Annotated in this window: 18 protein-coding genes, 2 rRNA genes and 2 pseudogenes (1 of these 22 only partly in view); 8 read left to right on the top strand and 14 right to left on the bottom strand. The window is 63.8% G+C overall.

What is annotated here, in order from left to right; translation table 11 throughout:
- From AC1PPK_RS04625 to AC1PPK_RS04575, 11 genes are all read right to left on the bottom strand, one after another.
- Positions 1-801 (bottom strand): substrate-binding periplasmic protein, encoded by an 801-nt coding sequence (locus AC1PPK_RS04625; RefSeq protein WP_481116672.1) that lies wholly within the window; start codon positions 799-801, stop codon positions 1-3.
- A gap of 145 nt (positions 802-946) precedes the next feature.
- The gene (locus AC1PPK_RS04620; RefSeq protein WP_481116671.1) at positions 947-1636 is read right to left on the bottom strand and encodes a response regulator; all 690 of its coding nucleotides are present in this window, start codon (positions 1634-1636) and stop codon (positions 947-949) included.
- Between the two features lie 5 nt (positions 1637-1641).
- Positions 1642-3012, bottom strand: a complete 1371-nt coding sequence (locus AC1PPK_RS04615; protein WP_481116670.1) for an ATP-binding protein — start codon at positions 3010-3012, stop codon at positions 1642-1644.
- Positions 3013-3042: 30 nt separating this feature from the next.
- Positions 3043-4116: an RnfABCDGE type electron transport complex subunit D gene (locus AC1PPK_RS04610; protein ID WP_481116669.1), complete on the bottom strand. Its 1074-nt coding sequence runs from the start codon at positions 4114-4116 to the stop codon at positions 3043-3045.
- Positions 4113-5633 carry an electron transport complex subunit RsxC gene (gene rsxC / locus AC1PPK_RS04605; protein WP_481116668.1) on the bottom strand — a complete coding sequence of 507 codons (1521 nt, stop codon included), beginning with the start codon at positions 5631-5633 and terminating at the stop codon, positions 4113-4115. Before rsxC ends, AC1PPK_RS04610 begins: the two co-directional genes overlap by 4 nt.
- A gap of 10 nt (positions 5634-5643) precedes the next feature.
- Positions 5644-6177 carry an RnfABCDGE type electron transport complex subunit B gene (locus AC1PPK_RS04600; RefSeq protein WP_481116667.1) on the bottom strand — a complete coding sequence of 178 codons (534 nt, stop codon included), beginning with the start codon at positions 6175-6177 and terminating at the stop codon, positions 5644-5646.
- Between the two features lie 30 nt (positions 6178-6207).
- Positions 6208-6789: an electron transport complex subunit RsxA gene (gene rsxA, locus AC1PPK_RS04595; RefSeq protein ID WP_079436470.1), complete on the bottom strand. Its 582-nt coding sequence runs from the start codon at positions 6787-6789 to the stop codon at positions 6208-6210.
- 15 nt (positions 6790-6804) lie between these two features.
- Positions 6805-7326 carry a SoxR reducing system RseC family protein gene (locus AC1PPK_RS04590; RefSeq protein ID WP_481116666.1) on the bottom strand — a complete coding sequence of 174 codons (522 nt, stop codon included), beginning with the start codon at positions 7324-7326 and terminating at the stop codon, positions 6805-6807.
- A gap of 26 nt (positions 7327-7352) precedes the next feature.
- On the bottom strand, positions 7353-8039 hold the full coding sequence (locus tag AC1PPK_RS04585; protein ID WP_481116665.1) for an electron transport complex subunit E: 687 nt from the start codon (positions 8037-8039) through the stop codon (positions 7353-7355).
- A gap of 1 nt (position 8040) precedes the next feature.
- Positions 8041-8679 (bottom strand): electron transport complex subunit RsxG, encoded by a 639-nt coding sequence (rsxG, locus tag AC1PPK_RS04580; protein ID WP_481116664.1) that lies wholly within the window; start codon positions 8677-8679, stop codon positions 8041-8043.
- A 255-nt stretch (positions 8680-8934) separates the two neighbouring features.
- Positions 8935-10740, bottom strand: coding sequence for a sensor domain-containing diguanylate cyclase (locus AC1PPK_RS04575; RefSeq protein WP_481116663.1), 1806 nt, complete (start codon positions 10738-10740; stop codon positions 8935-8937).
- Between the two features lie 185 nt (positions 10741-10925).
- On the opposite strand from AC1PPK_RS04575, the gene AC1PPK_RS04570 reads away from it, so the two are divergent.
- From AC1PPK_RS04570 to AC1PPK_RS04545, 6 genes are all read left to right on the top strand, one after another.
- Positions 10926-12497: an ATP-binding protein gene (locus AC1PPK_RS04570; protein WP_481116662.1), complete on the top strand. Its 1572-nt coding sequence runs from the start codon at positions 10926-10928 to the stop codon at positions 12495-12497.
- A complete protein-coding gene (locus AC1PPK_RS04565) occupies positions 12481-13155 on the top strand; it encodes a response regulator (RefSeq protein WP_481116661.1) in 675 nt (224 codons plus the stop codon). The genes AC1PPK_RS04570 and AC1PPK_RS04565 overlap by 17 nt, the downstream gene beginning before the upstream one ends.
- A gap of 238 nt (positions 13156-13393) precedes the next feature.
- A complete protein-coding gene (locus AC1PPK_RS04560) occupies positions 13394-14524 on the top strand; it encodes an aminomethyl transferase family protein (protein ID WP_481116660.1) in 1131 nt (376 codons plus the stop codon).
- Positions 14525-14662: 138 nt separating this feature from the next.
- Positions 14663-15526 (top strand): formyltetrahydrofolate deformylase, encoded by an 864-nt coding sequence (gene purU, locus AC1PPK_RS04555; RefSeq protein ID WP_481116659.1) that lies wholly within the window; start codon positions 14663-14665, stop codon positions 15524-15526.
- Positions 15523-16440, top strand: coding sequence for a bifunctional methylenetetrahydrofolate dehydrogenase/methenyltetrahydrofolate cyclohydrolase FolD (gene folD / locus AC1PPK_RS04550; RefSeq protein WP_481116658.1), 918 nt, complete (start codon positions 15523-15525; stop codon positions 16438-16440). Before purU ends, folD begins: the two co-directional genes overlap by 4 nt.
- Positions 16441-16558: 118 nt before the next feature.
- On the top strand, positions 16559-19291 hold the full coding sequence (locus AC1PPK_RS04545) for a CHASE domain-containing protein (protein WP_481116657.1): 2733 nt from the start codon (positions 16559-16561) through the stop codon (positions 19289-19291).
- Between the two features lie 37 nt (positions 19292-19328).
- Here the strand turns inward: AC1PPK_RS04545 and AC1PPK_RS04540 are convergent.
- Positions 19329-19454 (bottom strand): annotated as a pseudogene (locus AC1PPK_RS04540) (transposase domain-containing protein); the annotation flags it as partial.
- Positions 19455-19539: 85 nt separating this feature from the next.
- Here AC1PPK_RS04540 and AC1PPK_RS04535 point away from each other — a divergent pair.
- Both AC1PPK_RS04535 and AC1PPK_RS04530 read left to right on the top strand, forming a co-directional pair.
- Positions 19540-20335 (top strand): annotated as a pseudogene (locus tag AC1PPK_RS04535) (IS5 family transposase).
- Positions 20336-20603: 268 nt separating this feature from the next.
- Positions 20604-21005 carry a transposase domain-containing protein gene (locus tag AC1PPK_RS04530; protein WP_481114961.1) on the top strand — a complete coding sequence of 134 codons (402 nt, stop codon included), beginning with the start codon at positions 20604-20606 and terminating at the stop codon, positions 21003-21005.
- A gap of 564 nt (positions 21006-21569) precedes the next feature.
- On the opposite strand, the gene rrf is transcribed toward AC1PPK_RS04530, so the two are convergent.
- Both rrf and AC1PPK_RS04520 read right to left on the bottom strand, forming a co-directional pair.
- Positions 21570-21682: ribosomal RNA gene (rrf, locus tag AC1PPK_RS04525) — 5S ribosomal RNA — on the bottom strand.
- A gap of 116 nt (positions 21683-21798) precedes the next feature.
- Positions 21799-24495, bottom strand: a 23S ribosomal RNA gene (locus tag AC1PPK_RS04520); it runs 186 nt beyond the window's last position.

Genomic DNA, 24495 nt, shown 5'->3' with positions numbered 1-24495 from the left:
CTAGTTGCCTGTCTGGGCGCGAATGGCGATGGGTTCGAGCCGGTGACGCTTGATCGCAGCCATCAGCTGGCCGTTCTGCTTAACCCGGTCGAGGAACTGTTCCACCCGCGCATACCAACGCTCATCCCCCTTCTGCATCGCATAGGCGTAGGGCGTCAGGTGGTAGGTGGACGACGGCGCCACCAGGCGCGCCCAGTCGGTGGTCTCGAGCATGCGGCGGCTGAACGGGAAATCCGTCATGAACACGTCGGCGCGCCCCGATTCGACCTCCTGCTCACGGCCTTGGGTCGTATCGGTGACCAGCAGGGTGGCGTGGCGGAGCTTGTCGCGCATGATCGGCTCATGCAGCGTGCCCTTGGCAACGGCGACAACGACACCCGGCTTGTCGATGTCATCCCAGGTCTTGATACGCCGGTTGCTCCTGGTGGTGATCGCGTAGATGTCGCTGACCAAGTGCGGCTGCGTGAAGCGCAGCTTGTCGGCCCGTGAGGGCGTCACCCCGATGGCGAACATGGCGATGTCGCAGCGGTCCTGCGTGACATCGTCGATCAGCCGGGCGAAGGAGCTGTCGATGAAATTCACACGCACGCCCAGTTCCTGGCCGAGCGCCCTGGCCATGTCCACGTCGATGCCGTCGAGGGCCTGGGTTTTCGGGTTGCGGTAGGAGATGCCGTAGTAGTCGGGCCAGATGCAGACCCGGACCTCACCAGCCGCCTTGATCCGTTCGAGATGCCCGTTCTCGGCGAGTGCTGGCGTCCCGCACAACAAGACACACCCCACAGCGGCAAAAAGTCTCTTCATTTCGATAGCCATGGAGGGATGCATGCGTCAAACCAATTTAGGCACACTGAATGTCGCACTATTGTAGAAAAAGGGCCTGCACAAGTCGCGGCTGAAAGCGTGAGGATCCGCCCCGATCCGTGACGGATGTGTCACCCGGTGGCGTTCAGGGCTCGAAACGGTAGCCGACGCCGATCTCGGTCAGGATGTGGCGCGGGCAGGCCGGGCTGGTTTCGATCTTCTGGCGCAGGTGGCCGACATAGACCCGCAGGTACTGGTGGTTGTCGGCGGCCTGGGCGCCCCAGATGTGGGTCAGCAGGTGGTGGTGGGTCATCACCCGCCCCGGATTGGCGGCCAGGAAAACCAGCAGGCGGTATTCGATCTGCGTCAGGTGCAGTGCCTCGCCGGCCCGCTCGACGACCCGCGTGACGCAGTTGATTTCGTAGTCGCCGAAGCGGATCTTCGGCTCCGGCGCGGCGGGCATGGCCTGGCCGCGGCGCAGCAGCACGCGCACGCGGGCCAGCAGCTCGGCGATGCCGAAAGGCTTGGTGAGGTAGTCGTCGGCGCCGGCGTCGAGGGCGTCGACCTTGCTCTTCTCCTGGGTGCGCGCCGACAGCACCAGGATCGGCGTCGGCGACCAGGCCCGGTAGTCGCGGATGAAATCGATGCCGTCCCGGTCCGGCAGGCCGAGGTCGAGGATCACCGCGTCCGGGCGCCGCGCGGCCGCCTCCACCGCCGCCTGGCTGGCACTGACCGCCTCGCAGACGGCGAAGCCCTCGCACTCCAGCGCAGTGACCACCGCCTCGCGCATCTGGCGTTCGTCCTCCACCAGCAGAATGGTCTTGCTGTCGCTCATCGCCGTCACCCCAGGGCCAGCACGTCCGGCGGGTTGCCGATCGGCAGCGTGAAACGGAAGCAGGCCCCGCCGCCGAGGCGGTTGGACGCGCCGATCTCGCCCTCGTGGGCCTCGACGATGCTGCGCGAGATGGCCAACCCAAGTCCGACGCCAGTTACGTCCGACTCCTGCCGGCCGCGCTGGAACAGGTTGAACAGGCGGCCGGCGTCGCCGTCCGGCAGTCCCGGGCCGGAATCGCTGACGCTGATCTCTAGGCGATCGCCGAGCTGTCGCACGGCCAGTTCGATGGGCGCATCCTCCGGCGCGTACTTGATGGCGTTCTCCAGCAGGTTCCACAGCACCCGCTCGATCAGCACCGCGTCGATGCACACCGGCGGCAGGTTGCGCGGCAGGTCAACACTGATCTCCCGGTCACGCCACTGGCCACGGATCTGCGTCAGCACCACGCCCACAACTTCATCGACCGGCTGCCAGGCGCGGTTCAGCTCGACGCTGCCGGAACTCAGCTTGGCCATGTCGAGGAGGTTCATCATCTGCTGGCAGATGGTCATGGCCTGCCTGCTGATCGCTTCGAGCAAGCGCTTCTGGCGCTCCGGCGAGGCTTTGCCGAGGGCTGCCGTGTCAGCCATGCTGACCAGCGCCGCCAGCGGCGTGCGCAGGTCGTGAGACAGAGCGCCGAGGATGGAGCTGCGCAGCACCTCAGAGGCGTGGCGGACTTCGGTCTCCCGCGCCATCTCGGCGAAGCGCGAACGCTCCAGCGCCACCGCGACGAGGGACGCGACGGTCTCGATGTATTCGACGAAATCCGGATGGGACACCACCGCCGGCATCGCCTCGAAGGCCAGCACGCCCTGGGTGCCGCTGGCCGCAGCGAGCGGCAGCAGGGCGTGCAGCGCCCCGTCCGGCAGCGGCTCCCAGCTCAGCCGCTTGCGCTCGACGCAGGCCTCGAGACGGCTGGCGACAAGCGGGAAAGGCGGCGTGGCGAACTCCGCCGGCGGGATCAGGCGAGCGTTGCGCGCGCCGACCGCGCTGGCCAGGAAGGCGAAGGTGGTGTCGGCCACGTCGGCGGCCGTCAACGCGCCGGACAGCTCCCGCGAGAACTCGTAGAGCGTCTTGCTGAGCAGTGACTTGCGCTCGGCAATGTCGGCATGGCGGCGCAGGCGGACCGTGGTATGGCCGACGGTCAGCGCGACTGCCAGCATCAGCACGGCGGGCAGGAAGTAAGGCGTAGCGGTCATGTCCGGGCCATGGATCGGGGTCAGGACGAAGACGATCAGCACGAGCGACCAGGTCGCGGCCAGCCCGCCCCCCAAGAAAACAGCCCGCAGCCGGGTGGGCTGCGGGCTGGACGGAAGGGCGGCGGCCGGGATCCTCATGGCGTTCGGAGGAAGCCCGGCATGGGTGCCTCAATCCGCGACCTGCAGCGGCAGCCCCTTGCGGTTGCGGCCGTAGATGCGGGGACGGAAGTGGCTGTCGATGATCGGCGTCAGCGCATTCATCAGCATCACCGCAAAGGCCACGCCTTCCGGATAGCCGGCCCAGGTGCGGATCACGTAGGTCAGCAGGCCGCAGCCGAAACCGAACACCAGGCGGCCCACCGGCGAGTTGGGGGACGTGACGTAGTCGGTGGCGATGAAGAAGGCGCCGAGCATCACGCCGCCGGACATCAGGTGGGTCTGTGCGTCGAGGAAGTGGGCCGGATCGTAGGCGCTCAGCGCAGCGGCGGGCAACGCAACGCCCGCCAGCATGGCAACCGGAATGTGCCAGCTGATCACACGCTTGATGATCAGCATCAGGCCACCAGCGATGATCAGCCACGCCGCGGTCTCGCCCATGCTGCCGGCGCGCTCGCCGATCATCGACAGCGCCGGAGCGTGGGCCGCCGACTGCAGCAGATCGACGCCGCGGGACATCTCGGTCTTCGAGAAGCCCAGCGTGGTGGCGCTGGTCATCGCATCGAAGGCCGCCGGGATGCCCTTGAAGAGGATTACCAGACCGTCGAGCGGACCCGGCGAGCCTTCGGCGAAGAGCGGCGCGGCGCCGACCCAGGAGGTCATCTGAACCGGGAAGGAGATCAGCAACGCAACGCGGGCCACCATCGCGGGATTGAAGAGGTTCTGCCCGAGGCCACCGAAGACGTGCTTGCCAAGGACGATGCCGAACAGGCCACCGAAGGCGCCGATCCACCACGGCGCCCACGGCGGCAGGGACACCGCCAGCAGCCAGCCGGTAAGGATCGCCGAGCCGTCGGTGAGCGCCTTGCTCGCCGGGCGGTCCATCGCGCGCAGGAAGAAGGCCTCGCCGAGCATCGCCGAAGCGATGGTGATCAGCCACAGGTAGATCGACGGCCAGCCGTAAAGCCAGAAGCCGTACAGCGTAGAGGGCGCCAGCGCGACCATCACGGTAGCCATGATGCGGCCGGGATTGTTGGAGGTGGTGGTGTACGGTGCGGCGACCGGACTGCCGAGATTGTCGTTCATACCGTTTCTCCTTGAGCCTGACCGCTGTCCTTGGCCGGTGCCTTGGCGGCGGCCGCCTTGGCTGCCGCGGCTGCCTCCTTCTCGGCCTTCCGGCGCGCGGCGGCTTCGGCCTTCTCCTGTTTCTCCCGTTCGATGCGCGCAGTGCGGGCCTCGGCCAGGCGCTTGGTGGCATCGGTGCGCAGCTTGACGCGCTCGGCGGCCATCATCTCGCCCTTGGCGTAGCTGAAGTACTGCACCAGCGGGATGTGCGACGGGCACACGTAGGCGCAGCAGCCGCAGGAGATGCAGTCGCCGAGGGCGTAGCTCTCCGCCCCTTCGAAGTCCTCGACGCGGATATGCGCGGCCATCTCCATCGGCAGCAGGCCCATCGGACAGGCGTCGGCGCAGGTGCCGCAGCGGATGCACGGGCCGGCTTCCGGCGTGGCCGCTTCGGCGGCGTTGAAGGCCAGGATGCCGGAGGCGCCCTTGACCAGTGGAATGCGGTCATGGGCCAGCGGCGTGCCCATCATCGGTCCGCCAAGGATCAGGCGGGCCGGCTCGCCCTTCAGACCAACGAAGGCCAGCAGGTCGGTGACCAGCGTGCCGAGTGGCGCATAGATGTTGCCCGGCGTGGCGATCGCCCCGCCGTTGAGGGTGACGATGCGCTCCACCAGCGGCTGGCCGAGGCGCACGGCCTTATGCACGGCGGCGCAGGTGGATACGTTATGGACCAGCACGCCGACTTCCGCCGCGCGGGCGTTGGAAGGCACTTCCTTGCCGGTGAGGGTCTGGATCAGCTGCTTGTCGGAGCCCATCGGGTAGCGGGTCGGCACCGGGCAGATCTTGACCTCGGAGAAGGACGCGGCGGCCTTGCGCATCGCAGCGATGGCCTCCGGCTTGTTGTCCTCGATGCCGACCAGCGCCTCCTTGGCACCGATGGCGTGCATGACGAGACGGACGCCATCAACGACCTGGTCGGCGAAGTCGCGCATGATGCGGTCGTCGCTGGACAGGTAGGGCTCACACTCGCCGCCATTGACGATCAGCGTCTCCACCTTGAGGCGCTTGCCGAGGGCGAACTTGACCGCAGACGGGAAGGTCGCGCCGCCGAGGCCGACGACGCCGGCGGCGGCAGCCTTGCGGGCGATATCTTCCGGCGCCAGCGAGAAGGGATCGGCGACCAGTTCGGTGTCGATCCAGCGGTCCTGGCCGTCCGACTCGATGGTGATCGCGCGGAAAGGCAGGCCCGAGGCGTGCGGCGCGGTCACGTCGCCAATGGAGAACACGGTGCCCGACACCGGCGCATGGATCGGCGCCGAGATGTTGCCCTGGGCGTCGGCCAGCAGCTGGCCCTTGAGGACCTTCTGGCCGACCACCACGATCGGGCGCGCGGCGCCTCCGACGTGCTGACTGAGGGGCATGTAGACGCGCTCGGGCGTCGGCAGGATGCGCAGGGGGGCATCGGCGGCCGGACGCTTGTGGTCGTCCGGATGTACGCCCCAGCTGGGCTCTTTGAAGAAGCGGTCGAGGAATCCCATGATGGCGTACTCAGCTGGCGGAAGAAGCGGGTTGCGGCCAGACCCAGTGCTGCAGGGTCACCGGAATGGGCATCAGGCTCAGTGCTTCGGTGGGACACACACTCACGCAGGACGAGCAGCCGGTGCAGGCCTCGCGGATCACGTTATGGACCTGCTTGGCGGCGCCGATGATGGCATCGGTCGGGCAGACCTTCAGGCATCGGCTGCAGCCGATGCAGATCTCCTCGGTCACGTCGGCGATCTGCGGGCCGGAATCGACCACCGCAGAAAGGTCCACCTTGATGCCCAGCTTGGCGGCCAGAGCCTCGGCGGTGGCCTTGCCGCCCGGCGGGCAGAGGGTCACCGGCGCTTCGCCCTTGGCCAGCGCCGCGGCGGCCTGGGCGCAACCCACGTAGCCGCACTGGCCGCACTGGGAGCCCGGCAGCATGGCCTGGATCTCGGCTTCGATCGGGTTCTCCTCGACCGCCAGGTAGCGCGACGCTGTACCGAGCATGCTACCCAGGGCGAGACCCATCAAGGAAAGGCTTCCGACTGATACCAACATGATGATCGTCCTCGTTTCTCTGGTTTCTGATTAGCTCGCGGCGATGCCCGAGAACCCCATGAAGGCCATGGCCAGCATCCCGGCAACGATGAATGCGATCGGCGGGCCGGCAAACAGGCGCGGCACCTGGACCAGCGCCAGGCGCTCCCGCAGGCCGGCGAAGATCACCATCACCAGGCTGTAGCCGAGGGAGGAGGCGAAGGCGAACAGGGTCGCGTTAATGAAGCTCATGTGCCCTTCGACCAGCAGCAGGGCGACGCCCAGCACCGCACAGTTGGTGGTAATCAGCGGCAGATAGATGCCGAGCATCTGGAACAGCTCGGGCGAGACCTTCTTGATCGTCATCTCGGTGAATTGCACTGCCGAGGCGATCACCAGGATGAAGGTCACGGTACGCAGGAAACCCAGCCCGTAGGCATCGAGCAGGTAGGTCTGGACGGCCCAATCGGCCATCGACGAGACGGTGATCACGAAGGTCGTCGCGAAGCCCATCCCCGCCGCGGTGTCGATGCGCGTGGTCACCCCCATGAAGGAGCACAGCCCGAGGAAGCGGGCGAGGATCACGTTATTGACCAGCGCGGCGCTGATCATGATCATGGCAAATTCTTTCATGGTCTTGTCCCAAGCCTATTTGCAGGTTTCGTCGGGACGCGCCCGACGCAGAAAACGGGGGGTCGCCTCGCCGCGCACGGCCAGGCGGTGGGCGCCGAAGCGTGCCACCAGCAGCCCGAAGGCCAGGCCGGCAGCCACGCCGAGCATGGACAGCGGGTCGCTCTCGTAGGCGGACTGGGCAATTCCGCCGCCGCACAGCGCTGCCGCAAGCGGGAAGCCGTAAGCCAGCACTGCAGCCTTCAACAGCGCGCTGTTTTGAACACCGACCACTACGCGCTCGCCCTCCCGCAGCTCGCCCGGGCCAGCCGGGTTGTCGAGGCGAAAGCGGCGCGACTGGAGGCGGCTGGCGACCGAGCCGATGCCGGCCGCACTGTGGCTGCCGCAACTGGCGCTGGAAGCGCAGCTGCCGCAGCTGGTGGTCTGCTCCGGCTCAAGCCAGGCCCAACCCGGCTCGACGCGGACGACGCGGGCGATACCTTCCACCATCGGGGTGCTGTAGTCCTGGCTCATGCTGGCGATCTCGCGGGTGGCGTTCATGATCGGGATGGATGTCAGTTGGCGACTCAGACCGCGTGGGCGCCGGCCATCTGGATTTCCTTGCCGGCACGCAGGTCGAGCACGCGCTTGACCACCACCAGCAGGCCGGTGACGATGAAGCCGCCCGGCGGCAGGATCATCATCAGCACGCCCATGTCGGCGGGCAGCAGGCGCATCTCGATGACCTTGAAGGAATTGCCGAGCAGCAGCGAGGCGTCAGCGAACAGGGTGCCGGAGCCGATGATTTCCCGCACCGCGCCGATCGCGGTCAGCGCAATGGTGAAGCCGAGGCCCATGAACAGGCCGTCGAGCAGGGCCGGGAAGGACGGCTGCTTGGCGGCAAAAGCCTCCAGCCGGGCCAGCGGCAGGCAGTTGGAAACGATCAGGGGAATGAACAGGCCAAGCACCTTGTAGAGCTCATGCATCCAGGCGTTCATCGCCAGATCGACGAGGGTCACCATGGCGGCCACGATCAGGATGTACACCGGGATCCGCACTTCGGTGGAGATCTGGTTGCGAAACACCGCCACCAGGTAGCTCGAGGCGCCCATCACGACGGCGGTGGCGAGCCCCATGCCGAAGCCGTTGGTGGCGCTGGTCGTCATGGCCATCGTCGGGCACATGCCGAGCAGCATGCTGAAGACCCCGTTGTTGTCCCACAGACCATCCTTGACGATGGTGGAATACTGGTTCGAGTTTTCGGCGTTCGACATTTCAATTGCTCCCGGTCAGCTTGTCCTTGTTCGCGGCATAGAACTCCTGCCCGCGCCGTATGGCGGCCACCACACCGCGCGGCGTGATCGTCGCGCCGGCGAACTGGTCGAAATCCCCACCATCCTTCTTGACCTTCCAGCGCTCGACGGACGGGTTGCCCAGCGAGAGGCCGGTAAAGCGCTCGATCCACGGCGACTTCTTGGCCTCGATCTTGTCGCCCAGGCCCGGGGTTTCCTTGTGGGCCAGCACACGCACGCCGAGCAACTTGCCACTGGCATCGATGCCCATCATCAGGCGGATCTCGCCGGCGTAGCCGGTACCGAAGATCTCATAGGCCACGCCGGTCACCTGCTTGTCCTTGCGGGCGCGATAGACGGTGGTCTCCTTGCCCTCCTCGTTCTTGACGGTGACGGTATCCAGGACCGGGTTGTTGTCATGGATGTTGTCGGGCAGAACCTGGCTGAGGGAGTTCTGCTTGTCCTCGAGGGCGCGGGCAGCGATGTCGTCGAGGGTGACATCGTTGGTCAGCGCCATCACCAGACCGAAGCCAAGACAGAAGGCAAACAGGATCACCCCGTGGATGTAGGGTTTCGGCTTGATGGCGACCGAAGCAATCGGCGAATCGTGCGTGGCGTTCATGATCTGTCGAAAATGAGGGGGTTTGCCCTGATTTAGCAGGTCTTGTGCCAATGACTCGCGGATGCGCCGGAAGGCCCGGAATTGCAGTGTTTTACAGTCTTTTGGGGCGTTTGGCGGGCGAACGGAGAGGTACGTTTTGTGGAGGAGACGCTACACGGCCCTGTTTGTCGCACGTATAAAGACAACAAACGACAAAGCCTTGTTTTGTGGCTCTTTTTAAGTGGTCAACATATAAAGGATACGTAAACAGCCCCTTCAGACGGGCGTTTGTGCGCTCCGTGCGGCCTCGATCAGCAGCGCCTGGGCGTCGGCACAGCTAGCCTGGCCGGACGCCTCGCCGACCGCGATGTCGAGGCCGATGGCATGGCCGTCGATGCGCAGCGGATGGCCCAGCAGCGCAACGAGGGCGGCTGTCAGGCGAGCCCGCCCCGGCGGCGAGGCAGGCTCGTCGGGCAGTACCCCGGCCCAGGCCAGCGCCGCCGGGCGGAAGTCTGAGATCAGCACTGCGAAGCCACTGCCGTGGCGACTCACGCAGTTGCAGTCACTGTGCAGCACGCGCAGGCGCTTGCCGCTTTCCACCAGAACCCGCTCGGCCATCGCCGCGCCATGCTCGGCGGCGGTCCGCTCCAGGGACACGATGGCCAGATGCACCACCATGAAGGGATAGCCGGCGATGGCCGAGTGGACGAAGACATGCTGCAGGCGGTCGAGGAACAGGCTGAAGCCGAGCAGGCCGGTGGCGTTGTCGAAGAACAGGCGGCGGCGGGCTTCCTCCTGGGCTTCGCGGCTGCTGCTGACATCGGTGATGAAACCTTCCAGGCCGAGGAACTCGCCGCGGCTCGAATGAATGCCGCGCCCCTGCTCCCACACCCAGCGGGTCTGGCCGTCCCGATCGATGATGCGGTAGCTGAGCTCGTAGCGCTCCCGCCGGGCCAGGCGCATCTGCACGTAGTTCCAGACGAAGTCCCGGTCCTCCGGGTGGATCAGGTCGGCGAAGCTGGCAGAGCGGTTGTCCACCAGCTCCAGCGGCGTGTAGCCGGTCAGCTCGAAACAGCCCTCGCTGACGAATTCCATCGTCCACTCCTGGTCGTTCTGGCCGCGATAGATCATCCCCGGCAGGTTGTCGAGCATGGTGTGCAGGCTGCGTCGCTGGGCGCGCAAGGCTTCCTCGCTGCGCCGACGCTGGTCGATGTCGAGGAGCATGCCGGCGATGCCGGCCTCACCGCCGGGCGGCAGTTCCACCGGCCAGGCACGCAGTTCCACCCAGCGCGGTCCGGACGTACGGGCAGCGAGCAGGCGGACTTCCAGCGTCAGCCCGTCCCGTTCACCGGCCTGCAGCTGGCGTAGGCCCTTGGTCAGCGCGGCGCGGTCTTCCACCGGAAAGAGCTGCAGGAAGGGGGTGCCGAGGTTGTCCGCCGCCGCCCGGCCGGTGGTCCGCTCCCAGCGGGAGTTGAGATAGGCCACATGCAGCTGGCTATCCAGTGTGAACAGGATTTCCGCGGCACCGTGGGCAAAACGGTTGCCCCACTGGTGATCGGCCGTGCCGCCATCGTCTTCCGGCAGGGAAAAATGCAGCAGCGCCATCGGTGAGCGGTCGGCCCGGAACAGGCTGACCCGCGCCGGCCAGGACACCCCATCTGCCCGCAGCAGGGTGATCACGCCGTCACAGGCCGGGGTGTCGGCGGCCAGCAGTTCGGCCAGCCGTCCCTGATGCTTGGGATGCACGATGTTGTCGAGGGGCATGCCGATCAGCTCGTCGCCGCGCTCTTCCAGACCGAGCGCCTTGAGCAGCGCCCGATTGGCGTGAGCGATGCGCCCGTTCTCGGCGAGCACCGCCGGCTGGCCGCTGTGCTGGGCGAACTGGCGGAGGGACGGATCCGCCACTACCGAACCGTTCGGACGTGCGACGGCCAGGCGGCGGCCACCGAAGCGCAGGGCCGTCCAGGCCAGCCCGGGGATCAACGGCACGAGCGTAAGAAGCGGCGTCGGCCGCCCGGCATCGCCACAGACGATGACGGCCAGCACCGAAACCAGCAGGGTCGCAAATAGATAGAGAGTCATGGCGTGAATCCGTGAGCTTGAGCGCCGTACCTTCGCGGCACAGCGTCCGCATCAAGCAGGATTCACTCCATCCGCCATGGCACGGCTCTGATCGGGGACGGAAACAAGCGTTTCCCACAAGGCGCAAAAGTTGCTTCAAGAGAACGGCCTATCGACCGACCTTCCTCATCGCCAACGACGCTTACGTGCTGAAACGCTACCCGCTCCTGTCCCGCCTGAGCCTCATGCTGAGCTGCCTGGCCAGCCTGTGCGCGGCCTTGTTCGTCAGCGCCGGGGCCGCCGGCCGCCTGGAAGAAGCGGCCCGGGCAGCCCCCGGCAGCCTGGCGGCGAGCAGGCTGGCAGGCATCGAACTGATGGAGATCGTGCTGGCGTTGGCCTTTGCGATCGGCTGCGCGATCACCCTGCGCATCGCCCACCGGACCCTGGCGCAACGCACCGACTGTGCGCTGGCCCGCCTGGCTGCGCACACCAGCGGTGCGGACGCGCCGGCCGGCGGCAACGACGAGATCGACCGGCTGATAGGCGCGCTGGACGGTGTGTCGGCCCAGCTGGCCTGCCGCGTGGCCGACAGCGAACGCCTGTCCCGCCACGCCCACGAGCAGGAACGCTTCGCCACCCGCTCGCTGGAATTCATCTACCGCGCCTGTACCTGCCTGGCCGAAAACAATGCCAGCGCCCAATGGTTGACCGCCTTGCTGGAGGACATGGCCGACTGCCTGCGCGCCCGCAGCTGCTCGCTGGGCCTGCTGACCCCCCTCGCCGAAAGCCTGGGGGTGCCGACCCGCCTGGGTGCACCGCGGCTGGCCAGCCTGCTCGACGAGTTCGACACGGAAACGCTGGCCCGCAAAGGCGGACTGCGCCGCCAGGCGACCCACGCGGATGGCGAACGGGTCGAGCTGGCGGTGCCGGTGCGCGACGCCGACGGCATCTACGGCATCCTGGTGGTGGAGGCACGCAGCGACACGCTCTTTGAAAGCCGCTATAGCCGGCTGGTGGATGCGGTGGCCAGCCTGTTCGCGCTGTCCCTAGGCAGCCTGCAGCGCACCCAGCGCCGCCGCCGGCTGGCCCTGATGGACGAGCGCAATGCGATCGCCGGCGAACTGCACGACTCGCTGGCCCAGGCCCTGTCCTACATGAAGTTGCAGATCGCCCGCCTGCAACTGGAGATCGGGCGCAGCTGCGGCGCCTGCGCGCCCGGCGGCAAGGTGCTGGAGATCTCCGGCGACATCAAGACCGGCCTCGACAGCGCCTACCGCCATCTGCGCGAGCTGCTGTCGGCCTTCCGCACCAGCATGCCGCCCGGCGGCCTGCAGCAGGCCATCCGCGAGGTGGTGGAAGAACTGTCCGCCCGCGCCGGTACCGAGATCGGCCTCGACTACCGGCTCGGCGACACGCCGCTGTCGGTCAACGAAGAATTCCACCTGCTGCAGATCGTCCGCGAGGCGCTGACCAACGTGATCCGCCATGCCCGCGCCGGGCACGCGCTGATCCGCCTGGACTGCGAAGCCGGCGTGGTGGTCGTGCAGGTGGACGACGATGGCCGTGGGATAGCGGCCGGCAACGGCGGTGAAGGCCATCACGGCGTCTCGATCATGCACGACCGGGCCCGGCAGCTGGCCGGCAACCTGGAGCTGCACCCCGGCCCCGGCGGGCGCGGCACCCGCGTGGAACTGCGCTTCCGCCCTCGAGCCGGGCCTTCTCCATCCTCTCCCCCATTCGAACCCGACAGGGACAATGCCCATGCACAGCCCCACTGACGACACGCCACCGATCCGCCTGGTGGTGGTGGACGACCACGCCCTCTTCCGCAAGGGCATCGGCCAGCTGCTCTCGATGTACGGTGATCTCCACGTGGTCGCCGAGGCTGCGTCCGGCGCCGAAGGCATCGAGGCCGTCCTGACCCACCAGCCCGACGTGGCCCTGGTAGACCTGCACATGAAAGGCCTCGACGGCATCTCGGTGGTCCGCGCACTGAAGACCGCCGGCTCCGCAACCCGGCTGGTAATGCTCACGGTGTCCGACTCAAGCTTCGACGTGATGGAGGCCCTCAAGGCAGGCGCCAGCGGCTATCTGCTGAAGGACATGGAGCCCGACGAGTTCTGCCTGAAGCTGCGCCAGGTGGCCGCGGGCGGCACCGTGCTGTCGGCCGAGATCGGCGGCATCCTCGCCAAGCCCCAGCCGCCGAGCCGGGAGAGCATCGACGCCGGCTGGGCCTCCCTCACTGCACGGGAGCAGGAGACCCTCGAACTGGTCTCCAAGGGTGCATCGAACAAGATCGTCGCCCGCTCGCTCGGCATCGCCGAGAGCACCGTGAAGGTCCACGTGAAGCACGTGTTGCAGAAACTCAACCTGCGCAACCGCTTCGAAGCCGCCGTGTGGCTGCGGGAGTTGCGGGAGGAGGAACGATCAGCCTGATCGTGGAGGCGAATTCATTCGCCCTTCACCGCTTGGGCCAGCGGCCAGATCCATTCCGCGAGGTCCGAGGGCGAATGAGTTCGCCCCCAAGAGTGGCCTCCCGCAAGTCGCGGCCTACTGCCTGCAACGCCCCCCGCCGCCCTCCGCCTTGAAGTAGTACCAGAGTAGTATTTTCCCGCGCCGGCCCGACTGGCCTAATGAACTCAAGCTTCATCCCCTTTTCGACTAGGAGTTGCAGATGAGTTCATGGAGACTCTCGGTCCTCGCTGACCGCCACCGCGCCCTCGGTTCCAGCCTGGAAGACTGGAACGGCATGGGTACCGCCTGGACCTACCGGACCGATCTGGCCGACGAGCACGCGGCGATTCGCACCCGTGCCGGCCTGATGGACGTATCCGGCCTCAAGAAAATGCACATCATCGGCCCCCACGCCGAGGCGCTGATCAACTTCGCCACCACCCGCAACGTCAGCAAGCTCTACCCGGGCAAATCGGTGTATGCCTGCATGCTCAACGAGGCCGGCAAGTTCATCGACGACTGCGTGATCTACCGTAACGGCCCCAACGCCTTCATGGTGGTGCATGGTTCCGGCGCCGGCCACGAGATCATGACCCGCGCCGCGGTCGGGCGCAATGTCGTGGTGCTGTTCGACGACGACCTGCACGACCTGTCCCTGCAAGGGCCGGTGGCCGTCGATTTCCTCGCCAGACACGTGCCGGGCATCCGTGAGCTGCCCTACTTCCACCACATGCAGACGACCCTCTTCGGCCGTCCGGTGATGCTGTCGCGCACCGGCTACACCGGCGAACGCGGCTACGAGATCTTCTGCAAGGCCGCCGATGCCCCGCTGATCTGGGACACCATCGTCGCCGAAGGCAAGGAAATGGGCATCATGCCCTGCTCCTTCACGGCCCTCGACTGGCTGCGCGTGGAGAGCTACCTGCTGTTCTACCCCTACGACAACTCCGACATGTACCCGATGGAGGGCGAGCCGATTGGCGACAGCCTGTGGGAACTGGGCCTGGACTTCACCGTGTCGCCGGGCAAGAAAGAGTTCCGCGGCGCCGCCGAGCACTACCGTCTGCAGGGCAAGGAGCGCTTCAAGATCTTCGGTGTCGAGCTGGCCAGCAAGCAGGCCGCGCAGGCCGGCGACGCCCTCTACGACGGCGACACCAAGGTCGGCTTCGTCACCTGTGGCATGTATTCGCGACTGGTGGAGCGTTCGATGGCCATCGCCCGCCTCGATCCGGCCTACGCCGTCGCCGGCCGCAAGCTGCAGCTGCGCGGCGCTAGTCTCGAATGCGGCGCAACGACCCACACGCTGCCGTTCGACGACCCGGACAAGACCAAGCGCACCGCCAAGGGCTGAACACCCGGGTATCCGTGGGGCGAAGCCATTCGCCCTCCGTCGCTTGATCAAGTCCGCAGGCGAATAAATTCGCCCCCACGGGGTTGCCTCACGCAACCCCCAATGGCCCGCCAGAGGCCGAGCAAAAGGAAACAGCCCATGAGCACCCCCACCCGACGTTACACCCTGTCCCTGTCCTGCCCCGACAAGGTCGGCATCGTCGCCGCCGTCAGCGCCTTCCTCGCCAAGAACCACGGCTGGATCACCGAGGCAAACCACCACGCCGACCCCGAAGCCCGCCGCTTCTTCATGCGCCAGGAAATCCTCGCCGACTCCCTGCCCTTCGGCATCGACACCCTGCGCGACAAGTTCGCCCCCATCGCCGCCGAGTTCGGCATGGACTGGCGCATCTCCGACAGCGCACGCAAGAAACGCGTCGTCATCCTCGTCTCCAAGCAAGAACACTGCCTCTACGACCTCTTCGCCCGCTGGCACTCCGGCGACCTGGACATCGACATCCCCTGCGTCATCTCCAACCACGAAACCTTCCGCGGCTTCGTCGAGTGGCACGGCATCCCCTTCCACCACGTCCCCGTCACCCCCGACAACAAGCCCGCCGCCTACGCCAAGGTCGAAGAACTCTTCCGCGAAGCCGACGGCGACGTGATGGTGCTGGCCCGCTACATGCAAATCCTCTCCCCGGAGCTGTGCACCAACTACCCCGGCCAGATCATCAACATCCACCACAGCTTCCTGCCCAGCTTCGTCGGCGCCAAGCCCTATCACCAGGCCCACGCCAAGGGCGTCAAGCTCATCGGCGCAACCTGCCACTACGTCACCAGCGAGCTCGACCAGGGACCCATCATCGAGCAGGACGTCATCCGCGTCGATCACTCCGACGCACCCGACGACCTCGTCCGCTACGGCAAGGACATCGAGAAGGCCGTACTCGCACGCGGACTGCGCTACCACCTCGAGGACCGCGTCCTCGTCCATGGCAACAAGACGGTGGTGTTCCGATGACCGCCCAGATCATCGACGGCAAGGCCCTCTCGAAGCAGCTGCGCGTGAGCTTCCGGGAGCGCGTCGATCACCTCGCCGACCAGGGCGTGCAGCCCGGTCTGGCCGTCATCCTCGTCGGCGACAACCCGGCCTCCCGCGTCTATGTCGGCAACAAGATCAAGGCCTGCGAGGAGTGCGGCGTACGCTCCTTCCACATCGCCCTGCCGGCCGACACGCCCCAGGCCGAGGTGCTCGCCACCATCGCCCGCCTCAACGCCGATCCGGCCGTGCATGGCATTCTGATCCAGTTGCCGCTGCCGCCCCACATCGAGCCGCGCAGCGTGCTCGAAGCGATCTCGGTGCACAAGGACGTGGACGGCTTCCACCTCTACAACGTCGGCGGACTCGTCGTCGGCAACACCATCTTCCCGCCCTGCACGCCCTACGGCGTACAGCTCCTGCTCGACACCACCGGCACCGACGTGGCCGGCAAGAACGTCGTCGTCGTCGGCGCCAGCAACATCGTCGGCAAGCCGATGGCCCTGATGCTCCTGCAGCGCGAGGCCACCGTGACGATCTGCCACGCGAAAACCCGCGACCTCGCCCAGCACACCATCCTCGCCGACATCCTCATCGTCGCTGCCGGCAAACCGGGCCTGATCGTCCCGCAGATGGTCAAGCAGGGCGCCATCGTCATCGACGTGGGCATCAACCGCCTCACGGACGGGCCCAATGCCGGCAAGATCGTCGGCGACGTGGATTTCGACGGCGTCAAGGAGAAGGCCAGCTGGATCACCCCGGTGCCCGGCGGCGTCGGCCCGATGACCGTCACCATGCTCATCGAGAACACCCTGCGCTCCGCCGAACGCGCCCTGCGCATGCGCCAGGCCGACGATTTTCAGGAATGGGAAGCACCCATGCTGAAAGGCGCGTGATCCATCCCCCAGTGCGGGATGTAGCCGGTCATATATAGCGGATGGACGACGGACCGGCGCATTCAGCGCTACCATTGCCCGGACGAGATAACACCACTACAAGCTCCGGGGGAATTTCATGGCAACGGCGCCCGCAGGCCGGCAAGGTCTGCTGGGCATGCTGCGCACGGGCATCGTCTATGCCACGCTCGCAGCACTGCCCTTCTATCTGGCGTCCCTGGTTGGACGCGAAGAGCACACGGCTGCCCAACTGCGTTTCGAACAACTTGCCGCGACGCAGATCAACACGATTCGCCGCGAATTGCTGGTGACCTACGACCTGCTCAAGACGCTCACCGAGCATTTCGAGATGACCGGCGATGACAGCGAACTGGGCTTTCGCCGGATCACCACCCCTCTGCTGCGCAACCATCCCTACCTGCAGGCGATTGGTCTCAACCCCCGCGTCGTGCAGAAAGAGCGCGCCGCTTTCGAGGCCCGCATCCAGCAGGAGATTCCAGGCTTCACGATCAACGAAGCCACCCGGATCGGTACCTTCGGCCCTGCCGGGGAGCGGGCCGAGTATTACCCCTTCCTCCGTGTCGAACCCCTCGGGAACAATCTCGCGGCACGGGGCTTCGACAGCCTGACCAACCCGGGCGAGCATCCCGGTCCACAACCCAACGAACGGACGGAAGCCGTTCACAGGGCTATTGCCAGCGGCGAGGCCGCCACGACCGGACCGATCCAACTGGTCTTGTCCCGTACCAGCGGGACGACGGGCGTGATCGCCTTCTTTCCTATCCACGACCAGGCACATCGCTCTATCACCGGATTTCTGACCCTGGTCATCCGCATCGGGGATCTTGTCCAGGCCGCCCGTGACCGCATGGGCAAACAAAGCGACGAACTGGCCATCAGCATCGAGGACATCAGCGGGCCCGCAGCTCAAACCCTTCACCAGGAAACGTCTGCGGACGCAGACTTCCGCTACAGGGAACAAATTCAGCTACCGGACGGCAAGGTCTGGCAGATCGGAGTCTCCGCACCCGAAGGCTTTTCGCCCTCGTCGAGGCCGGCCATCTGGTGGATGACACTTGGCGGCGGACTATCCGTCAGCCTGATGCTGGGCATGCTCCTGCACTCACTGAATAGCCGCAACCGGATCATCTCCCAGCGGGTTGAAGAACAGACGGCAAAACTGACCCGAAGCAACACTGAACTCGCCGACGAGCGCCTGCGCTACCAACAGATCCTGCGCACTGCGACAGATCTCGTGCATATCTTCAACGAGGACTGGCGACTGCAGGAGTTCAGCGATTCCTTCGTGGCCCACCTCGGCTATTCCCGCGAAGAGCTGTGCCAGATGAAGGTCTCGGACTGGGATGCCAACTTTCCCGAAGGGACCCTCTACCAACTCCTCGATGACATGCATCATGCACCGGCCACTTTTGAAACGCGCCACCGACGCAAGGACGGTAGCCTGCGCGACGTGGAGATCTTCGGCGGAGGCATAGAGATCGACGGGAAACGCTATGTCTACTGTTCGGCACGCGACATCACCGAGAAGAAACAAACCGCCCGGGAACTCGAGCAACATCGGCATCACCTTGAAGAGTTGCTGGCCGACCGCACCCGTGACCTGACCCAGGCCAATGCGGCACTCCGGCAGGCCAAGGAAGAAGCCGAACGGGCGAACCAGGCCAAGAGCAGCTTCCTGGCCAACATGAGCCACGAAATACGCACGCCACTCAACGCCATCACCGGAATGGTGCACCTGATCCAGCGCGCCGGCGTGCCACATGAACAAGTAAGCCGCCTGGAAAAGATCAATGTGGCCAGCAAGCACCTGCTCGACATCATTAATACCATCCTCGACTTGTCGAAGATCGAGGCAGGCAAGTTCGTCATCGACGAAAGCAAGCTCCACATAGGCGCGGTCGTTGCCAATGTCGCCTCGCTACTGGCCCAGAACGCGCAAGAGAAACATATTCAGTTGAACATCGACTCGCCGCCGATAACGGCGGCCCTGCTTGGCGATCCGGCACGCCTGCAACAGGCACTGCTCAACTATGGAAGCAATGCCATCAAATTCACGTCCACCGGTTCCGTCACCTTGCGCACACGAATCGAAGAAGAATGGGATGATCGTATCCGGATACGCTTCGAAGTCGAAGATACGGGAATTGGCATTTCCCCCGAGCAGGTGAACAAACTTTTCTTCCCATTCGAACAGGCCGACAGCTCGATTCGCCGGAGCTATGGCGGCACCGGGCTCGGGCTGGCCATCACCCGCCGGCTGGCCCAACTCATGGGAGGTGATGCAGGCGTGTCTACACAAACCGGGCACGGCTCCACCTTCTGGTTCACTGCCATCGTCAAGAAACGGCGCGAGGAAAGCGACGCCATACCAGAGACAAAAGCCATCGACGCGCCTGAAACAAGGCTGGCGCAGGAACACGGAAAGCGGCGACTCCTGCTGGTAGAGGACGAACCGGTCAATCGGGAAGTAACGCTGGAATTGCTGAAGGACGTCTGGCCGACCGTGGATGTCGCGACAAATGGTCTGGAAGCCGTCGAAATGGCTGTACAGCAGTCCTATGACCTGATTCTGATGGACGTGCAGATGCCACAACTGGATGGTCTGGAAGCCACTCGCCGCATCCGCGCCCAGCCTCAGGGCAACTCCATTCCCATCATTGCCATGACAGCCAATGCCTTCGCGGAAGATCGAGCCCACTGTCTGGAAGCCGGCATGGACGATTTCATCCCCAAACCCGTAGATCCAGACGCCTTATTCCAGTGCCTATTGCACTGGTTAAGCAAGGCCAGGAGCAAGCCAGACACAAGCGCTCTGCACGATAGAATTTGACTGTAAGCACCCGGCAAACTCATCCTTCTCGTGAGCTTCAGATCGAAGCGGCGTCAGCCCGCTTCCACTGATGCGGCAACAACTCGCCAATCCGGCTTTGGGGCTGAGTCGGCAGTGGGGTGAGGACGTCCTTCAGATAGGCGAAGGGCTCATACCCATTAAGGAGCCACTGATTTATTCCCCGCCCCCCGGCACACGAGCACACGCGAGATAATCCCGCAGTGCCTTCCCTTACGAGACCTTGATCGATGCAATCGAGCTTTTCTGACCTGGAGTACGCCGCGAAGAAGAAGCTGACGCGGCGCGATCGCTTTCTTGCCGGGATTAACACGGTGACGCCTTGGGCGGCGCTGGAGGCCGAGATCGAGCCGTTCTATCCGAAGGGTGAAGGCCGTGGGCGCCCTCCGATTGGCCTGGCGCGGATTCGAGGCCATCAATGCCCATCTGGCCGAACAAGGCCTGATCCTGCGTGAAGGAACGATTGTCGATGCCACGCTGATCGCGGCCCCGCCATCGACGAAGAACAAAGCGAAGGCGCGCGACCCGGAGATGCACCAGACAAAGAAGGGGAACAACTGGCACTTCGGCATGAAGGCTCACATCGGCGTCGATGCACAGTCGGGACTGGTGCATACGCTGGTCACGACAGCCGCCAACACCAGCGACATCAGCCAGGCCCATGCCCTGCTGCACGGCAAGGAGCACACCGTGTTCGGCGATGCGGGTTACCAAGGCGTCGAGAAACGCCCCGAGAACCAGGGCAAGACCGTTGAATGGCTGGTGGCGATGAAGTGCAGCGTGCGCAAGGCCCTGCCCGCCGATGCGTTGGGTCGGTTGCAGGAGCGCTTCGAGAAGCTCAAGGCGAGCATCCGGGCGAAGGTGGAGCATCCCTTCCACGTGATCAAGAACCTCTTCCGGCATCGCAAGACCCGCTACCGCGGGCTGGCGAAGAACGAGGCGCAACTCTTCTCGCTGTTTGGCTTCGCCAATCTGCTGCTCGCCCAAAGGCGCATGCCGGCGATGCATGCCCGAGGTGCGTCCTGAGCGGTGAAATCGGCGGCATGCTCCTCGAAAATCGGTCTTTTGATGCCTGGCGGTCAGCATGTTTGAATGGACTTGGCCGGAAACTCGCTCGGGAGAGGCTGGGCGGGGATTTCTTCAGCGTCTCCTTAAGGCGTGCGGACTGGATCAGGTTCCCTAACCCTATCCCAGGCCCAGTTCGACGCCCTGGTGCTCGGTCTGCCCTGGCAGCAGCTCGGGGATGACGGCGTAATTCGGATGATTTGACGGTCCACCATCCGGAGTTGCCCCGATGGCTGTGGCGCTGCGCCGGCGGCATGATCTGCGCATGGCTCTCCCCACCAATCTCCACGAACTGGACGCCGACGCCCTGCGCAGCCTGCTCATCGCGCAGGATCGGGAGCTCACTTGGCGCCAGAGCAAGATCGACCAGCTCACGCACGAACTGGCGCTGCACAAGCGTTGGCGCTTCGGCGTAAAGACCGAGCGCCTGTCAGCGGAGCAGGCCCAACTGTTCGAGGAGACGGTCGAAGGGGACCTTACCGCGATGACCGAAGAGCTCGAGCAGCTCTCCGGCAAACCCTCTGCGGCCAAGGGCCAGGCCAAGCGCAAGCCGCTGCCGCCCGAACTGCCTCGCACCGAGATCCATCACGAACCGGACTCCACCTTCTGCACCTGTGGCTGCCCGATGTGAAACGCATCGGCGAGGACGTGGCGGAGAAGTTCGACTACCCCCCGGCACCTTCAGCGCCCTCCGCCACATCCGTGGCAAGTGGGTCTGCACCCACTGCGAGACACTCATCCAGGCCCCGGTGCCGGCCCATGTGATCGACAAAGGCATTCCCACCACCGGGCTGCTCGCCCAAGTGCTGGTGGCCAAGTATCAGGATCATCGTGTGCTACGAACGCAACCACCGTTGTTGAGGTGGAAGCGATGCTTTACCAAAGATGAGGGTAGGCCCCTCGAAGTCGGCTTGCAGGAGCAGGCTTCAAACCGCCACAAGCTGCGGGCGTTAAGAGCGCCCGTGGTGAGCGTTGCTGGAAACGGCGGAGCGAGACTCCGTCAGGTAGGGTTCAAGGAGACGAACGCAAGTGAACCGCTGATGACGTGTTTAGCGAGCTACGGGTCTGGCGGAAGATGGGATGGCCGGGGGCTTACGCTTACGGAGGAGATGTTTTTTCTTTGAGGGTGCTTTGTTTCGGAGCTTTAAAAACATAAAGCCCCCGCGCAGTAGTGCGCGGGGGCTTTGATGGGTAAGTCTGACGATGACCTACTTTCACGCACGGTTGTGCACTATCATCGGCGCGGTCTTGTTTCACGGTCCTGTTCGGGATGGGAAGGGGTGGTTCCAAGACGCTATGGTCGTCAGACTATAACTTGTACCGCTTGCCGCGTTTTCGCGGTCGAAGCGTCAAAGGGAAGAAGTGTTCTTTGGGGTATGTGACTGCGCTTTGCGCGGTGTTCGCCTTGCATTTTGCAAGGTTATAGGATCAAGCCTCACGGGCAATTAGTACTGGTTAGCTTAACGCATTACTGCGCTTCCACACCCAGCCTATCAACGTCGTGGTCTTCAACGACCCTTCAGGGGAATCGAGTTCCCAGGGATATCTCATCTTGAGGCGAGTTTCCCGCTTAGATGCTTTCAGCGGTTATCTCTTCCGGATTTAGCTACCCGGCGATGCGACTGGCGTCACAACCGGTACACCAGAGATCCGTCCACTCCGGTCCTCTCGTACTAGGAGCAGGCCCCCTCAAATATCCAGCGCCCACGGCAGATAGGGACCAAACTGTCTCACGACGTTTTAAACCCAGCTCACGTACCACTTTAAATGGCGAACAGCCATACCCTTGGGACCGGCTACAGCCCCAGGATGTGATGAGCCGACATCGAGGTGCCAAACTCCGCCGTCGATGTGAACTCTTGGGCGGAATCAGCCTGTTATCCCCAGAGTACCTTTTATCCGTTGAGCGATGGCCCTTCCATACAGAACCACCGGATCACTATGACCTGCTTTCGCACCTGCTCGACTTGTCGGTCTCGCAGTCAAGCCACCTTTTGCCATTGCACTATCAGTACGATGTCCGACCGTACCTAGGTGACCTTCGTACTCCTCCGTTACCTTTTGGGAGGAGACCGCCCCAGTCAAACTGCCTACCATGCACGGTCCCCGATCTGGATTCACAGACCTAGGTTAGAACCTCAACGACACCAGGGTGGTATTTCAAGGACGGCTCCTCTGGAACTAGCGTCCCAGTCTCATCGCCTCCCACCTATCCTACACAAGTCCCGTCAAAGTCCAATGCAAAGCTACAGTAAAGGTTCATGGGGTCTTTCCGTCTAGCCGCGGGGAGATTGCATCTTCACAAACACTTCAACTTCGCTGAGTCTCAGGAGGAGACAGTGTGGCCATCGTTACGCCATTCGTGCAGGTCGGAACTTACCCGACAAGGAATTTCGCTACCTTAGGACCGTTATAGTTACGGCCGCCGTTTACCGGGGCTTCGATCAAGAGCTTGCACCCCATCACTTAACCTTCCGGCACCGGGCAGGCGTCACACCCTATACGTCCACTTTCGTGTTTGCAGAGTGCTGTGTTTTTAATAAACAGTCGCAGCCACCGATTCTCTGCGGCCTCTTCGCCCTTCGGATGTACTCCTACAAGCTACCGAGGCATACCTTCTCCCGAAGTTACGGTATCAATTTGCCGAGTTCCTTCTCCTGAGTTCTCTCAAGCGCCTTAGTATCTTCTACCTGCCCACCTGTGTCGGTTTGCGGTACGGTCACTCTATGACTGAAGCTTAGAGGCTTTTCCTGGAAGCAGGGTATCAATCACTTCGGTCTCAAAGAGACCTCGTCGTCACGCCTCAGCTAAGCTCTCCGGATTTGCCTAAAGAGCACGCCTACACGCTTAAACCGGGACGTCCAACACCCGGCTGACCTAACCTTCTCCGTCCCCCCATCGCATCATAGAGCGGTACAGGAATATTGACCTGTTTCCCATCGACTACGCATTTCTGCCTCGCCTTAGGGGCCGACTCACCCTGCGTCGATGAACGTTGCGCAGGAAACCTTGGGCTTTCGGCGAGGGTGCTTTTCACACCCTTTATCGCTACTCATGTCAGCATTCGCACTTCTGATATCTCCAGCATCCTTTACAAGACACCTTCACAGACTTACAGAACGCTCCCCTACCATCTCTTACGAGATCCGCAGCTTCGGTTCATGGCTTGAGCCCCGTTACATCTTCCGCGCAGGACGACTCGACTAGTGAGCTATTACGCTTTCTTTAAAGGGTGGCTGCTTCTAAGCCAACCTCCTAGCTGTCTATGCCTTCCCACCTCGTTTTCCACTTAGCCATGTATTTGGGACCTTAGCTGGCGGTCTGGGTTGTTTCCCTCTTGACGATGGACGTTAGCACCCACCGTCTGTCTCCCGTGTATCACTTTCCGGTATTCGGAGTTTGCTATCGCGGGGTAGATCGCAATGACCCCCCCAACGATTACAGTGCTCTACCCCCGGAAGTGTCCGCACGAGGCACTACCTAAATAGTTTTCGGGGAGAACCAGCTATTTCCAAGTTTGTTTAGCCTTTCACCCCTATCCACAGCTCATCCCCTAATTTTTCAACATTAGTGGGTTCGGACCTCCAGTGCGTGTTACCGCACCTTCATCCTGGCCATGGATAGATCACTTGGTTTCGGGTCTACGCCCAGCAACTGAATCGCCCTTATCAGACTCGCTTTCGCTACGCCTCCCCTATCCGGTTAAGCTTGCTACTGAACGTAAGTCGCTGACCCATTATACAAAAGGTACGCAGTCACCCCTTGCGAGGCTCCCACTGTTTGTATGCATGCGGTTTCAGGATCTATTTCACTCCCCTCCCGGGGTTCTTTTCGCCTTTCCCTCACGGTACTGGTTCACTATCGGTCGATCACGAGTATTTAGCCTTGGAGGATGGTCCCCCCATCTTCAGACAGGATTTCACGTGTCCCGCCCTACTTGTCGCACGCTCAGACCCGCCGGCTACTTTTCACATACGGGGCTATCACCCACTATGGCCAAGCTTTCCAGCTTGTTCTGTTAAGTAACCGGTTTAGTCGTGCAGGCTCATCCCCGTTCGCTCGCCACTACTTGGGGAATCTCGGTTGATTTCTTTTCCTCGGGGTACTTAGATGTTTCAGTT

It is taken from the genome of Zoogloea sp. JDB1, assembly GCF_056724025.1.
Note: the sequence above shows the minus strand (reverse complement) of the source record. Positions and strands in the feature narration are given on the sequence as shown.